Source organism: Nostoc sp. FACHB-888 (assembly GCF_014696655.1).
Taxonomy (GTDB): domain Bacteria; phylum Cyanobacteriota; class Cyanobacteriia; order Cyanobacteriales; family Nostocaceae; genus Nostoc.
On the sequence record NZ_JACJQM010000008.1, the window covers coordinates 13,491 to 27,518 of the forward strand.

General features: G+C 42.4%; 13 protein-coding genes and 1 pseudogene. 5 read left to right on the forward strand and 9 right to left on the reverse strand.

The features are described from left to right. Positions 1-52 precede the first annotated feature (52 nt). From H6G26_RS07185 to H6G26_RS07195, 3 genes are all read left to right on the forward strand, one after another. Positions 53-1,564, forward strand: coding sequence for an AAA family ATPase (locus tag H6G26_RS07185; protein ID WP_190728599.1), 1,512 nt, complete (start codon positions 53-55; stop codon positions 1,562-1,564). A gap of 119 nt (positions 1,565-1,683) precedes the next feature. After that, entirely contained in the window at positions 1,684-2,190 is a 507-nt protein-coding gene (locus H6G26_RS07190; RefSeq protein WP_190728600.1) for an SH3 domain-containing protein, read from the forward strand. 591 nt (positions 2,191-2,781) lie between these two features. Next, on the forward strand, positions 2,782-4,065 hold the full coding sequence (locus tag H6G26_RS07195; RefSeq protein ID WP_347242440.1) for a peptidoglycan-binding protein: 1,284 nt from the start codon (positions 2,782-2,784) through the stop codon (positions 4,063-4,065). On the opposite strand, the gene H6G26_RS07200 is transcribed toward H6G26_RS07195, so the two are convergent. Beyond that, positions 4,062-7,088, reverse strand: a complete 3,027-nt coding sequence (locus H6G26_RS07200) for an SMC family ATPase (protein WP_190728601.1) — start codon at positions 7,086-7,088, stop codon at positions 4,062-4,064. The two genes, H6G26_RS07195 and H6G26_RS07200, sit on opposite strands and share 4 nt — an antisense overlap. A 407-nt stretch (positions 7,089-7,495) precedes the next feature. Further along, positions 7,496-9,265, reverse strand: a complete 1,770-nt coding sequence (gene hflX / locus H6G26_RS07205) for a GTPase HflX (RefSeq protein WP_190728708.1) — start codon at positions 9,263-9,265, stop codon at positions 7,496-7,498. 162 nt (positions 9,266-9,427) lie between these two features. Between hflX and H6G26_RS07210 the strand changes: the two genes are divergently transcribed. After that, positions 9,428-10,057, forward strand: coding sequence for a Uma2 family endonuclease (locus H6G26_RS07210; protein ID WP_190728602.1), 630 nt, complete (start codon positions 9,428-9,430; stop codon positions 10,055-10,057). Between the two features lie 58 nt (positions 10,058-10,115). On the opposite strand, the gene H6G26_RS07215 is transcribed toward H6G26_RS07210, so the two are convergent. The 5 genes from H6G26_RS07215 to H6G26_RS07235 form a co-directional block, all read right to left on the reverse strand. Continuing rightward, positions 10,116-10,307: a tetratricopeptide repeat protein gene (locus H6G26_RS07215; RefSeq protein ID WP_242053633.1), complete on the reverse strand. Its 192-nt coding sequence runs from the start codon at positions 10,305-10,307 to the stop codon at positions 10,116-10,118. A 3-nt stretch (positions 10,308-10,310) separates the two neighbouring features. After that, positions 10,311-10,520 (reverse strand): hypothetical protein, encoded by a 210-nt coding sequence (locus tag H6G26_RS07220; protein WP_190728603.1) that lies wholly within the window; start codon positions 10,518-10,520, stop codon positions 10,311-10,313. 27 nt (positions 10,521-10,547) lie between these two features. Then, complete coding sequence (gene cofG, locus H6G26_RS07225) at positions 10,548-11,525, reverse strand: 7,8-didemethyl-8-hydroxy-5-deazariboflavin synthase subunit CofG (RefSeq protein ID WP_190728604.1); 978 nt, start codon at positions 11,523-11,525, stop codon at positions 10,548-10,550. A gap of 88 nt (positions 11,526-11,613) precedes the next feature. Then, positions 11,614-12,378: a beta-carotene ketolase CrtW gene (crtW, locus tag H6G26_RS07230; protein WP_190728605.1), complete on the reverse strand. Its 765-nt coding sequence runs from the start codon at positions 12,376-12,378 to the stop codon at positions 11,614-11,616. Between the two features lie 306 nt (positions 12,379-12,684). Continuing rightward, positions 12,685-12,876: a chlorophyll a/b-binding protein gene (locus H6G26_RS07235; protein WP_190728606.1), complete on the reverse strand. Its 192-nt coding sequence runs from the start codon at positions 12,874-12,876 to the stop codon at positions 12,685-12,687. Between the two features lie 331 nt (positions 12,877-13,207). On the opposite strand from H6G26_RS07235, the pseudogene H6G26_RS42400 reads away from it, so the two are divergent. After that, positions 13,208-13,285, forward strand: a pseudogene (locus H6G26_RS42400) (short-chain dehydrogenase); the annotation flags it as partial. A 43-nt stretch (positions 13,286-13,328) separates the two neighbouring features. On the opposite strand, the gene H6G26_RS07240 reads toward H6G26_RS42400, so the two are convergent. Beyond that, positions 13,329-13,778 carry an SRPBCC family protein gene (locus H6G26_RS07240; RefSeq protein ID WP_190728607.1) on the reverse strand — a complete coding sequence of 150 codons (450 nt, stop codon included), beginning with the start codon at positions 13,776-13,778 and terminating at the stop codon, positions 13,329-13,331. A gap of 19 nt (positions 13,779-13,797) precedes the next feature. Beyond that, on the reverse strand, positions 13,798-13,986 hold the full coding sequence (locus H6G26_RS07245; protein WP_190728608.1) for a CPXCG motif-containing cysteine-rich protein: 189 nt from the start codon (positions 13,984-13,986) through the stop codon (positions 13,798-13,800). Between the last annotated feature and the right edge of the window lie 42 nt (positions 13,987-14,028).

A 14,028-nucleotide genomic window follows, 5' to 3' on the forward strand; every position in this document is an offset into this window, starting at 1 on the left:
GACACAATACAAACCTGAACAATGAGAGAAGAACAAATAACCACAGCTAAATATGAATTTCCGTGAAGAGTTTAAACTGCTGCTACGCGCCCGCTACCCTTTGATTTATATTCCTACTTATGAGGAAGAACGGGTAGAAGCAGCTATCCGGGAAGAAGCAACCAACCAGGGTAATCGCCCAGTATATACTTGGGATTTTGTCGATGGCTACCAAGGAAATCCCAATGATGTTGGGTTTGGGCGACGTAACCCGTTGCAAGCTTTGGAATTCATCGAAAAATTACCAGCCTCTGCACCTGCGGTATTGATTCTCCGAGATTATCATCGCTTTTTAGATGATGTAGCGATCGCACGCAAACTCCGCAACTTGTCCAGACTTCTCAAATCACAACCAAAAAATATTGTTCTACTATCGCCACGCATCGCCATCCCTGACGATTTAACCGAAGTGCTGACAGTAGTCGAATTTCCCTTACCCACCGCCCCAGAAATTAAAACTGAGGTGGAACGGTTACTACAAAGTACTGGTAATTCCCTTTCTGGCAAAGTTTTAGATGACTTAGTGCTATCTTGTCAAGGGCTTTCGATGGAACGGATTCGTCGAGTCTTGGCAAGAGCGATCGCTACCCACGGTGAATTGCAACCAGAAGACGTGGATCTGATTTTGGAAGAAAAGCGTCAAACTATCCGCCAAACCCAAATCTTGGACTTCTACCCCGCCACTGAGCAAATTTCTGATATCGGCGGGCTGGATAACTTAAAAGACTGGCTGATTCGCCGGGGAGGTTCATTTACCGATCGAGCGCGACAGTACGGATTACCGCACCCGCGTGGTTTAATGTTGGTGGGTATTCAGGGAACTGGTAAATCGTTAACGGCAAAAGCGATCGCTCATCACTGGCATTTACCCTTGTTGCGTTTGGATGTGGGAAGGTTATTTGGTGGTTTGGTGGGTGAATCAGAATCTCGCACTCGGCAAATGATCCAAGTAGCTGAAGCTCTTGCTCCTTGTATTTTGTGGATTGATGAAATAGATAAAGCCTTTGCCGGACTAGGTAGCAAAGGTGATGCAGGAACAGCCAGCCGTGTGTTTGGCACTTTTATTAACTGGCTAGCGGAAAAAAGCTCACCCGTGTTTGTCGTCGCCACCGCCAACGACATCCAAGCTTTACCGCCGGAAATGCTGCGTAAAGGGCGATTTGATGAAATTTTCTTTGTAGGATTGCCCACCCAAGAAGAGAGAAAAGCAATTTATGATGTTCATTTATCCCGATTGCGCCCCCATAATTTGAAAAGTTATGACATCGAAAGGTTAGCATACGAAACGCCCGATTTTTCTGGGGCAGAGATTGAGCAAACTTTAATTGAAGCGATGCATATTGGATTTAGCCAAAACCGCGACTTTGCTACTGACGACATTTTAGAAGCAGCCAGTCAGATCATCCCCTTGGCGCGAACTGCTGTAGAGCAAATTCAGCAACTCCAAGAATGGGCCGCGGCTGGGAGAGCGCGTTTAGCATCAAAACACAATCCTTTAAGCGAACGCCTCCGGCGTACTACGTAAACGCATTCGGCAGTAGCTACAATAATGAGTTAGTTAATAAATGCTAGTCAGTAGTCAACAGTTAATCATGAATTATTATTGACTACTGACTATTGACCACTGGTGATCAGGTTTTAACTATGTTGTCTGGATTAACAAAATTTATACTTGGGTTTTTCTTAGCGATCGCTGTACTAATAGGTGGCGGCGCTGCAATTGCACTCTATTTTATGAATCGTACCGGCATACCCCCTGCCAAACCCGTTTATTCTAACGATAGTCCTTCGGTGAAAGCCCAAGCTCCCAAAGCAACTGAGCCTGGAAGTAAATCTACCCTTACACCCGAGACAAAGGCTGAATCTTCTCCAAGCTCAACCTCCGCCCCCACAGAATCACCAAAGGCTACCCCATCACCAAAACCATTGCCATCAGGAGCTTACCGGGGGCGTGTTAATTGGGCTGAAGGCTTGAGTTTGCGATCGCAACCAAATCAACAAGCTGAAAAGATTGGTGGGGTGGGTTTTAATCAAAAAATTATTATCTTGGAAGAAAGCGCGGATAAAGGCTGGCAAAAGATTCGTTTGGAAGGTAGCGAACAAGAAGGTTGGGTGAAAGCAGGTAATACTGAAAAAGTTGATGAACAATAGGCATAGGGCATTGGGAGGTGGAATAGCATCATTCTACTTGTTCATAAATCTCACCAAATATCGAAACTCGCCAAAATACTATCAGTCATTGGCGAGTTTTGCCGAGATTATTACTGGATTCCAACCTGCTCAAAAACCTAGATATGTAGCACTTGCAGCTTTTTTATTTAAATAAGTTTTTATTTATTCTGATTTAGTAATTTATGAGCAAGAATTTATTTGGAAACCGATATCGTATGAGTCAGCTTTTCCTTCAAAGATGATAGTCTTGACTCATTTTATGTAAGTGTAATAATTTGTTTAGCAACCCGATCATCCCTACCGAGATTAGGTGTGTCCGTAGTTTCATCTGTTTCCCTAAGCCAGACACGCATTTCTAGAGCAATTACTTGTAAAGGATCATACATAAAACAAGCATAATACAGAGTAGCTGGTATAATTCTGTATAGCCATAACTAAAAAAGCAAGTGAAAACAGGGGTAGATAGCTACTTAACTAAGCTCGCCTCAGTCTATGAGGTATCCGAAAGCGTCAAGGGTGTTCCTGTCGTAGTTAATTTCAAATTTTTGAATTGGAAAAATATATCTACAGGTGCTGCAATGCGTCTTTTGTAGTGGGGCTAATGTTACCAGTAGCCAGAGATGTTTAAAAAAGTTGGGTTACTTTAACGGCCCGGTGACAGGTAAATTTGCTAGTTTGACTCAAAATGCTGTGATTAAATTCCAGCAAGCTAATAGAATACCTGCTGATGGGGTTGTGGGTACTAATACGCAACAAGCCTTACAACGAGCATATCAAAGTAGAACTACTAGTAGGAATACTCGTGGCGCATCGCGATCGCCAGTTGGTCAATACCCTACTCTCTCTCAAGGCAAAACTGGTGCAGCCGTGACAAGGTTACAACAGCGTTTGCGGCAGTTAGGCTACTTGAATGCTAATGCCACTGGAAATTTTGGCCCAATGACTAAAGATGCTGTAATTGCATTCCAGCGAAAGTATCGCATATCTGCTAACGGGATTGTAAATCAACAAACTTGGAACGCACTACTGGGTTATCCTCCGACTTCAGCCAGATCAAGTCTCTCGACTCAACAAGTAAAAGAACTACAAGCCCGTTTACGACAGTTAGGTTTTTTTAATACTAATCCCACTGGGAATATTGGCCCATTGACCAGAGAAGCTGTCATCCAATTCCAGCGAAATTATCGTCTACCTGTTGATGGCATCGCCAATGCCCAAGTTTTGGAGGCATTGCGTAGAGCCTCCACAGGCGGATATGCTACTCAACAACCAAGCAGAAATTATCTGACTTTAGGGGATCAGGGAGATAATGTCAGATTAGTTCAAGAGCGTTTGTCGCAGTTGGGTTTCTCTAATACCAATCCTGATGGTTTTTTCAACGATTACACCAGAGAATCTGTAATTGCATTCCAGCAATATTCTCGACTTAATTCTACTGGAAATGTAGATTGGCAAACTTGGCAAGCATTAGGGTTGAATAACTCGACTGGTGGCAATTATACTGAGGCTAATGGTTATATATTACCTGAGACTAATCGCTATGTAGTGCCTGTTAATACTGGCTATGTATTACCTGAGACTAATCGCTATGTATTACCTCCAACCAATGACTATATAGCACCTCGGATTAATGGCAACACATTAGTTGCTAATAATCCTTACAGAGTAATAATACCAATTTCTAATAATGATACTCTGATTAAAGTGCAACAATATATACCCGATGCCGTTACAGAGCAATCCAGTCTAGGAGATTATGTGAATGCTGGAGCATTTAACGATCGCGCACAAGCAGAAGCGCTAACGAAAAAGCTCCGCTCTTATGGTCTCGATGCACGGGTTAAATACAATTAAATTGACAAACTCAACTGCGAACCTTGCTGAGTTTTATTCACTTCAATCCTGGCTTGGAAAGCTTCTTTGAGGTGGGGCATATGCGTGACAGTGAGGATGCAGGCAAAATCGGAGGCGATCGCATTAATCGCTGCAATCAAGCGATCGCATCCTTCGGCATCTTGTGTACCAAAACCCTCATCTACAATTAACAATTGCAAAGCTGCTCCCGCCCGTTGTGCTAATAATTTCGCCAGGGCTAAACGGATGGCAAAGTTAATTCTAAAGGCTTCTCCACCAGAGTAAGTTTCATAAGATCGCGTTCCTCTAGAATCGGCGATTAGAATATCTAGGGTGTCTATCAGCTTGGCATTTTTCTTAGTTGATTTAGCACTACGCCCAGCTTTTTGAGTAATAAATTGTACATGAAACTGATTGCCACTTAGCCGCGAAAGCAGTTGATTTGTCTCAGCTTCCAGTTGCGGTAACACATTCTCAATCATCAGTGCTTGGATACCATTTTTACCAAAAGCTTGTACTAATTCCTGATAAACACGGCATTCCTGCTTGCAAGATTGTAATTGCTGCTGCTGTTGTTCATACTGAATTTGCAGCGTTTCTAATTGATGCGCCAACTGTTCTAAACGCCCTAATTTGGCTATTTGCTCATCGAGTTGCCGTCTGCGTATTGCTAACTGCTGCTCTAAAGCTTGAATTTGAGCAGATGGGTTAGCTGTTGCTTGTAATTGCTGGATAATGCTTTCGATTTGTCCGCCGAGTTTTTGCCGCTCCGTTACTCTGGCGCTTCTGGAATCCTCTAAGTCTTGCAATCTCGTTTGGAGTTGTGGATATTGCTGCTGGGCTGACAGCAGTTGTTGATACCGCAAATGCCAAGATTGAGCTTGGCGGACAGCCATACGCAGATTATTGTGCTGTTCGGAGCTGTAGCCAATTTCAGTAATGTGACGCTCAAGAGCCGCGATTTGTTTAGCACATTCAGAATCAGTCTGATCTTGCTGTATTTTGGCTTGTAATTGAGCAATTTGGGATTGTAATTCTGGTTTTCGGGCTAATAGTTGCGCTTGTCGCTTATTAGCATCCTTAATCTGCCCTTGTTTAATTTCTGCCCAACGCCACCGCTCAACTTCGCTGCGGGCGAGGGCGTGGTCTTGTTCATTATAATTAGCTTGTTGCAGATATTGGTCTAGCTGCCGGAGTTCGGCTTGTTTATCGGGAGCGTAATCACCAGCTTGGAGCGATCGCTCTAAATGTTGTTTTTCAGCAGCAATTTGTTGTAACTGTTGTTGGACATCAGTTGTAGCTTCTAACTGGGCTGCCAACTGTCCCCGTTGTTCCCGTAAACCATCGTAGCCAGCTAATTGTTGGGAAATTTCCCGATATTCCTGCCTAAGTACCTGAATTTCTCTGTCTGACACAGCCATTTGTTCCCGCACTACCCAAAACTGCCCTTGGGTATCCTCTAACTCAGCCTGAGTTTTTTCCACTACTCGGCTCCAGTGATGTTCGTCTAAAGGACGTTCGCATAATGGACAAAGAGCTTCAGGATTTTGCAGCATTTGCAATTTTTGCTCTAATTCTCCCAGCAGTTTTTCATAATCGCGTTGATGAGCTTGCAGGCGTTCGATAAAGTGCCGCCTTTCTTGCCCTTTTTCCTGCACTCGTTGCAGATAAACCCGCTTTTTCTCCAGTTCCTCAATCTGGATTGCCACATCCATCACTGCTTGTTGCAGTTGCGGTTGGCGGCGGTGCTGGCGTTGCAATTGGTTCTCAGTACTTTGGAGTTGTTCGAGTCGCGCTACTAAACCAGCATGAGTGCGATCAAGTTGGCTTTGTAAAGTTGCTCGTTGTTGCAACAAGGGAGTAACTTGCATTTGCAGTTGATCTAAACGAGCAACATGGTGACGGGCTGCGGTTAGTTGTGACAAAGCAGCTTCTACTTCACCTGATTTAGTCAGAGTTTGCTGAATATCTCGCTCTTGTTGCTGCAAAGCTTCGATTTGGGCTTGGGCTTGTTGCAGTTGCCGTTCGATTTCGTGAATTTGTTTAGTAAGTTGTTGTTGCTTTTGTTGGCGAGTCTGCCCAGCGCGGGTGTATTCTTCAAATTTAGCAGCAAAGGCTTCTTCTTGAGATTGGAGACTTTGATATTGGGCATATCCAGCTTTAATTTCAGCTTCTTGGCGTAATATTTTTTCTAAATCTGATAACTGAGAGTTAATAGCTGATTGTTCTTGTTGGAGGCGATCGCAATCTTGGGTAAGATTTTGGTATTGCTGCTTTACAAAGCTGAGTTGTTGTTCCCAGTTTTGGCGCTGGTGCTGGACAACTTGCAAACTTTGTAATTGAATATTATCAAAGGCTTGTACTTGTTGCAGTTGGTTGAGTTCGGCTTCTAACTCGACTCTTTGCGCTTCGGTTGTCTCGCGTTGTTGCAACTGAATTTTAATCGACTCCAAAGAACGCTCTAACTCTACTGCCCTAGCTTTGAACTGACGAGAAGATTCCTTTGCCCGTTCTTCCAAATCATCATACTGATTGAGTTTCAACAACTCCGCTAAAATTTCTTTGCGTTCCGTCGGGCGTTTGAGCATGAACTCATCTGCACGACCTTGACGTAAGTAAGCAGAATTAATAAATGTATCGTAATCGAGCTTAATGTGTTCTAGAATCAAATCTTGGGTTGCTCTTACCCCTTTGCCAGTGAGTGAGCGAAACCCAGATGGTATTTCTATTTGAAATTCAAGAACGCTAGTACCTCCCCGAATTCGGGTACGAATCACCCGATATTTTTGCTGGTTGCTTTGAAAAGTAAAATCAACTCGAACTTCTTTTGCGCCAGAATAGATCACATCATCTTCAGCAGTGGCGCGGCTTTCACCCCAAATGGCCCAAGTGATTGCTTCCAAAAGTGAAGATTTACCCGCACCATTGGAACCCGAAATACAAGCCGTATGCAAACCACGAAAATCTAAAGTTGCATCACGGTAACTAAGAAAGTTTTTGAGGATAAGTTGTACTGGGATCATTCACGCTATAGCGCCACATCTACTTTTAATAGTTAACAGTACAGATGCACTGTTTGTTAGTTTAGCTATCTAGATATCAGGTTTCTAGTTTTGAAGACTTCAATTTTACAAAATTTAACAATAGGTTGAGTCAATTTTTCTTGTTGCGTGAAGAAGTTTTGCTATCTTTAGAGAAAAATGAAACTTATGTGGAGGTTTGTTGTTATTTTTGCTCTTATCTGAAAGAAAAACATTCATAGAAGAGTGGCAATACTGCGTAGGTTTTGCCTAAAGAATCATTCTGATGTAGGTTGGGTTGAGGAATCAATACCGTTCGGTTAAGAAGAACCATAGATATTTAGGGTAAATGCCGTAGTTAACATAACCACGGCATTCTTAACTATATTTCCAAGATTTATTGTCAATCTTTACCCACAGTCAACAGCATATTCAATCAGCTGGGCAAGGCGCTGACGTAGGGTTTCTAATCCCAAGCGCTCACTGGCTGAAATAAATACTGCTAAAGGAAATTCTTCCCTAGCTAGAGCTAGTGTCTCACTATTGGCTTGATCAATCTTGTTAAAAATAACTAGCGCGGGGCCAGGAGTTATTGGCATTTGTGCCAAGATTTCTCTGACTGAGCGAATATGACGCAACCAAGCGGGGTGAGACAAATCCACCAAATGTAGTAGGGCATCAGCTTCTGTGACTTCCTCCAAAGTGGCGCGGAAGGCATCCATTAACGATGCAGGCAGTTCATGTATAAACCCTACTGTATCTGTAATCAGAATTTCTTGGTGTTCATTTGTTTCACCATAAGGAATCACCAGGCGGCGCGTTGTGGGATCAAGAGTCGCAAATAACTGGTCGGCTGTATAAACTTCTGCATTCGTGAGAGCATTCAATAAGGTAGACTTTCCAGCGTTGGTATATCCAACTAAAGCCACTGAAGGAACTTCTCGATGCTGTCGTCGCTGCCGTAACCGCGAACGATGGGCTTGTAACTGGTTCACTTCTTTTTGCAGGCGGGAAATACGCTGCCCAATGGCACGGCGTTCAGTTTCCAGTTTAGTTTCACCAGGGCCACGAGTCCCAATACCACCACCTAATCGGGACATGGTGCGACCTCTACCAGCCAGTCGCGGTTGCATGTATTCTAACTGGGCTAGTTCTACTTGCAACTTACCGGCACGAGATTGAGCGCGTTGGGCAAAGATATCCAAAATCACTTCGGTGCGGTCAACCACCCGAATACCAATTAGCATTTCTAAATTGCGGACTTGGGAGGGTGAAAGGTCGCGGTCGAAGACGACGAGATTAACTCCTAGGGTTTGAGCAGTTAGGGCAATTTCTTGCACCTTACCTTCACCAACTACTGTCTGGGGATGAATGCGCGATCGCTTTTGTTGTATTGTCTGTAATACATCTCCTCCAGCAGTATCAACTAAACGTGCCAATTCCATGAGGGTGTCCTGGAATTGTAGGGGAGTTATTTCACTGGTCATCAGCCCAACAATTAGCACGCGATCGTGATCAGAATCTACTTCCTGGGCGATAAATTCGCGCTGAAATTCCGCTTCCAGATTTTCTACTAAGTCTACTAAATCCTGCTCTGCCAGATCATCCAAGCTCAGAGGTGGCGATATATTCCAACTTGGGGATTGGATTTGTTTAGAGTGAGCGAAGCCGAATTGGCTTTCCTCTACTTTGACGGCAGCAGGACTAGGAATCAGGGTGCGAGAGTCTTGGGGTGTCAGATGAGCTAGATAAGTTTCTTTGACATACCCGGTAGCACCGCCTCCCCGCCGTGTAAATCCCGTTCCGGTAATGTTTAAAACAACTAGCGCATCTAAGCGTTGCAGTGCCATAGCCGTGAGTGCCGCTTCATTAGGCGGTTCTGGCTTGAGATGTGTGGCAATACAACGAATACCACTGAGTCGTTCTGCACCGTAACGGGGCAATTCCATCGGTGGTATTTGCGTTTGACGTGGTGTGCCTACCCCAACGCGAATCACTTGTCCGCGACGGTTGACGTAAGTGCACACAGGCTGATTGATTTCTGTGCTAATTGCTGCCAGACGCTGGGAAAACTCGGACGTGGTGATGCGATCGCCCGGTATACGCTGGTGATACAGCCGCTGTAGTTGCTTCAGCTGGCTGGATTTCAAACCTTGAAGATTTCCAAAAATAGTTTCTATAGGCGTTTATGACCAGTAAAATGGCCCCCCGAATCCTTATATGTCTATTTTACAACAGGGTTTAGGCTCCTATCTATCTCCTTTGAGGGATGCATTGTGAATTAGTTCGCGGGGGGTATGGATTTGACGCTATTTTGGTGGTAGTAATCCACAAATCGAGCAATGGTAACAACACGCGCCGCCTCACAACAAAGGGCTGTTTTGAGAAATATCAGCTGGCAGACTTTTGAAACTATGCTAGCTGAAATTGGAGAGGATAGAGCCTCTCGAATCAGCTATGACCAAGGAACGCTGGAAATTATGACCCCACTGATGCCGCATGAACATTGGAATTGTTTGTTGAAACTGCTCATTTTCGTTTTGGGTGAAGAGTTGAATTTAGAGATTTTTCCTACAGGTTCAACGACTTTGAAACGGGAAGATTTGCGGCGTGGCGCGGAACCAGATAGCAGTTACTATATTCGCAATGAAGCGTTGGTGAGGAACAAATCAGAAATTGATTTGAACCATGACCCAGCACCAGATTTAGTAGTAGAAATAGATTTAACGAGTTCTTCGCTGAATAAATTCGATATTTATGCGTCTTTAGGTATTATAGAAATTTGGCGTTATGACGAAGGTGTGCTGTATATTTACCAACTGCAACAAGGGCAATATATAGAGTGTAATTATTCGCCAATTTTTGCACAATTGCCTTTAATTGAAATTGCTCGATTTTTAGAAGAAAGCCAAAGTATTGGCGTGATGAAAATGACGCGTAATTTTCGAGAATGGGTGAAGGAACAAATCTAAGTATTTAGTACTGTATCGGCATCGCTACATTAATTTAGTATTTATAGCATTTATTGAATCAATGCTTGAAACCGCTCATCTTCACGGATACATCAAAATCAGAGTCGGTTTTTGCCCATTCACGATATTCATTAGGACTTAGATTAATTGCTTTTTGTAAATTTTCTAATATCTGTTCAATATTACCTTGAAGTGCATAAATGTAAGCTTTGTTGTACCAAGCTTCGTGGTCATCTGTTTTAAATTTCAGTGCTTAGTCGTAGGATGCGATCGCTTTTTTGTAATCTTGTCCAGCAAACTGAGAAATTTGTGCTTCTACATTTAAACTTTCTAAAGATACCTCAGCCAGCGCCAAATCTTTTAAATCATGCCAACCCTCTTTTAACCAGTTGAGCAAAATTCTGGGAGAGGCGCTATCTTTATAATAGCTAAGAGAATATCTGTATACTGCGCTCAGAGTCAAGTCCGGTGCTACACGGATAAAACCTACCTACAGAAAAACTGGTGTTAGAGTTTTTCGCCAGCGCTTCACTGCTATTTGTAATTCAACCGACAACCAACTATCAAATTGCGGGTAAACTGGCGATCGCGGCACCAATTCCCACCCAGCAGGTTGTAAAATTTCTCTCAATGCCTGTTCCTGAATATGGGGATAATCGGGATTTACTTCATCTCTTGGCCCAATTCCACCCAAGTCTCGCGCACCAGCTTCGATACAAGCGAGTAACCATCGGTCATCCTTAACTAAATTAGGCGGAATTTGAATAGTAATATCTGGCGGTAAAATCTGGCGCGCCCTAAAAATGACTTCTGGTAACTGATGAGGATCAAAAGGAGGTGCATCAAAAGTTTGTTGATGTCCAGGACTATGAGGTTGCAGGATAACTTCTTGAATGTGATGGTAACGTTGGTGCAAGTTAGATATAGCTTCTAAAGTTTCCCACCAATCATTTACAGTTTCTCCAATTCCCAAAAGTAACCCAGTTGTAAAGGGAATCTGCAACTCTCCCGCCCATTGTAATTGTTGTAAACGAACTTCTGGTAATTTACTGGGTGCGTGGCGATGTACAGTATTTAACAATGTTGGTGTTAACTGTTCCAACATCAGCCCCATTGAAACATTCACACGTTTCAGCTTTTGCATTTCCTCAAAACTCAGGGGGCCTGCATTCGTATGCGGTAAAAAACCCATTGAAAGCGCTAACTTGCACAAATCATAAATCCGCGCAAACCACGCCTGACGCATTGGCGAATAGGGATGCACTTCACCGCAGAGGATGAGGATTTCACAGACTTTTTCTCTTTGAAGTGGTTGTAAAATACTTTCTGCATCTGAAAGACTCATCCAGGGGCTTTTACCCGGTTCGGTACGAAAGTTGCAGTAACTACAGCGATTAAAGCACTCGTAAGTAGGAACGATTGTATAAGCGGGGCTATAGGTGACAAGACAGCAATTATTAATTGGCATAAGCAGGATAATCTATTAGTAAAAATAATGTCTTGTTTAAACTATATAGATTACTGTGTGACTGTTGCTGCCATTTGCCACTATTATGCTAGTATTTTGCTTTGTAAACTTCTGGTAACTGCCACCAACAAACATTGGGATATTCGTGATGTTCTTCGTGGTAGCCAAAATGATAGCACGTGATAAATGACCACCAAATAGGACGGCTAATTGTTCGGGCACGATGAGGTTGAACATAACCCCCTATTGGTTCACTATGGGGTAAAAAAGTCCCGAAATAGAATAATTGTAATGAACTTAAAAGGGAGGGTAGCACCCAAAAGTAAGTTAAATTATCACTTGGTATATGGAGTATGTAGTTAGCAAAGTTATAAATACTAGTCAAGGCTATTATTTGTCCCCAACTCCAGTAACCTTTCATAAAATGAAAATACCAAGCAAAGAAATTTTGGTGTTTTCCATTATGAAAATCCGGGTCTATTTTACTTGCTGGATTATGGTGGTGTAACCAATGTTTTTTCAATAATTTTTGATATGGTAAAAGACCATAAAGAGATAGGGTCAATGTTCCAATAAAATGATTGATCTTGGGGTTCTGAGGAAATACTACCCCATGCATGGCATCATGAGATGTGATAAATAATCCCGTATATAAAAATGTCTGCCAAAGTATAACAGGCAATAACATCCAAAATTTTAGCTTGGAGATGTCAACAGAAAGTAATAAACTCAGGCTAATTACCCATGTACTAACAATGACAATAGCAATGAAAAGTCCCTTAAACTGAAATTTACTTTTCACTACTGGAGACTGTTTTGTTTGATGACTGGATGGTTCTTTTAACTGGATCACGCTTTTACTTTGCCTAGTATTCAGGTGAAAATTTCAAAAATATAGTCATGACAAAAACAACTAACCGATAAACTCTGTTAGTGATCAATTTTTTACATTCGACAACGCTAATGCTCTAAGTATATGTAGAAATATTAAGATACTTTAACTAGTATTGCACAAGCAACTGTATTTTAAAAACTGTTTACGGTTGGAAGGCTGTATTATATGAGTAATGGCACCGGACAGTTTAGTATTTAATATAACCAGTGGCTTGATACTTTGAAAGTCCTAAGCCTGCAAAAAGATCGCCAATAGGCAGGGAGTTTAGGAAATGAGGTGAAGTACGTCCCGCACTACGCTATAACCATTGAGATCCCAAAGTAGGTAAGCTAGAAAACCAATCATAGCCAAGCGACCGTTCCAAAGCTCAGACTGAGGAGTTAGCCCAAGTTCACCAGCATTCCGGTCTTTGCCATTGTATGCAGTTTCTGTTTTATCACTAGGAGAAAGTGGCATTGTTAAATTTCCTTAAGTAGGCTAATTACTTTGTTTATATTACTTAACTTACCTGTTTGGCGCTATCTGTCTATAGTTTCAAAGTAGAAGCAACTCTAAAGAATGAGATTTTAAGGCAGTTCAGGAAATACTTATCTAACAAAAGTTTAATGATAGATTTTATTAGACTGTAGAGTAGAGGTATTTTTACCAAACAACTGCTCAAGAAGACTTAATACTATCAGTCAAAAAGTATTTTGGATATGATAAAAAATCTAACGAAAGTTAGATAGTTTCTAGAGTGTTATTACCCAAAGTAATAGACAGTAAAGAGGTTTTTCAAATTTTAAGTATGGCTACTACGGTACTGATTACAGGTGCTTCTAAAGGCATTGGCAAAGCAACGGCTCTTTTATTTGCGAGACAAGGGTTGAAGAGTCAGGATAATCAATTTTTGCTACCAGCACATTGTGCTATTGTGATTCACATTCTCGTTTCGTTACATAGTGGCGATAGCGAAACATTGCTTCTAGTTGCACTTGCACTAACCAACCACTGGCAAATTCAACTGTTCCTCCGCCAGGCATACAGAAGGAGATAGCATCAGTCAGCCTAGTTTTGCCAGCTTCAGGTTCAAATTCATGTCGATGTACCCAAGACTCAAAGGGGCCAGATATTTGTTCGTCGGTAAACAGGCGATATTTTTCATATTCAGTATGACGCGCTAACCAAGTTAAGGGTAATGGGCCGAGAAACAGGCGAAATTCTGTGATAGCGCCTACATTTAGCCCACCCTCACGACGAACCACTTGGACTGGTTGCCAAGGTGGATTCAACAGTTGCAAAATATCTGGCCGTTCGTGAAATTTCCAAACTACTTCTGTTGGCGCATTAATTACTGAGGAATGTTTAAAGTGCAACATGGAAAGAAAAACCTAAAATTCAACTTTCGGATTCTGTATCAATTTCGATATCTAAGGTATCTTCATCAACCCGGACATACAAAATATTTGGGTTACAGCAAACTTGACAATCTTCAATATAAGATTGCTGTCCTCCAGCACTCAAATCAATAAAAGTTAAGTTCGGTTCGCCGCAATAGGCGCAGTAATACTCAGCTGTGTTTTGCATCAAGTTTTCAGGATTGGGAATTGGGCATTGGGCATTGGGAAT

Excerpts from the sequence above, each read along its gene's own strand:
- H6G26_RS07185 (WP_190728599.1), top strand. The coding sequence starts at position 53 with ATGAATTTCCGTGAAGAGTTTAAACTGCTGCTACGCGCCCGCTACCCT.
- H6G26_RS07190 (WP_190728600.1), top strand. The coding sequence starts at position 1,684 with ATGTTGTCTGGATTAACAAAATTTATACTTGGGTTTTTCTTAGCGATC.
- H6G26_RS07200 (WP_190728601.1), bottom strand. The coding sequence starts at position 7,088 with ATGATCCCAGTACAACTTATCCTCAAAAACTTTCTTAGTTACCGTGAT.
- H6G26_RS07210 (WP_190728602.1), top strand. The coding sequence starts at position 9,428 with ATGGTAACAACACGCGCCGCCTCACAACAAAGGGCTGTTTTGAGAAAT.
- cofG (WP_190728604.1), bottom strand. The coding sequence starts at position 11,525 with ATGCCAATTAATAATTGCTGTCTTGTCACCTATAGCCCCGCTTATACA.
- H6G26_RS07235 (WP_190728606.1), bottom strand. The coding sequence starts at position 12,876 with ATGCCACTTTCTCCTAGTGATAAAACAGAAACTGCATACAATGGCAAA.
- H6G26_RS07240 (WP_190728607.1), bottom strand. The coding sequence starts at position 13,778 with ATGTTGCACTTTAAACATTCCTCAGTAATTAATGCGCCAACAGAAGTA.
- H6G26_RS07245 (WP_190728608.1), bottom strand. The coding sequence starts at position 13,986 with ATGCAAAACACAGCTGAGTATTACTGCGCCTATTGCGGCGAACCGAAC.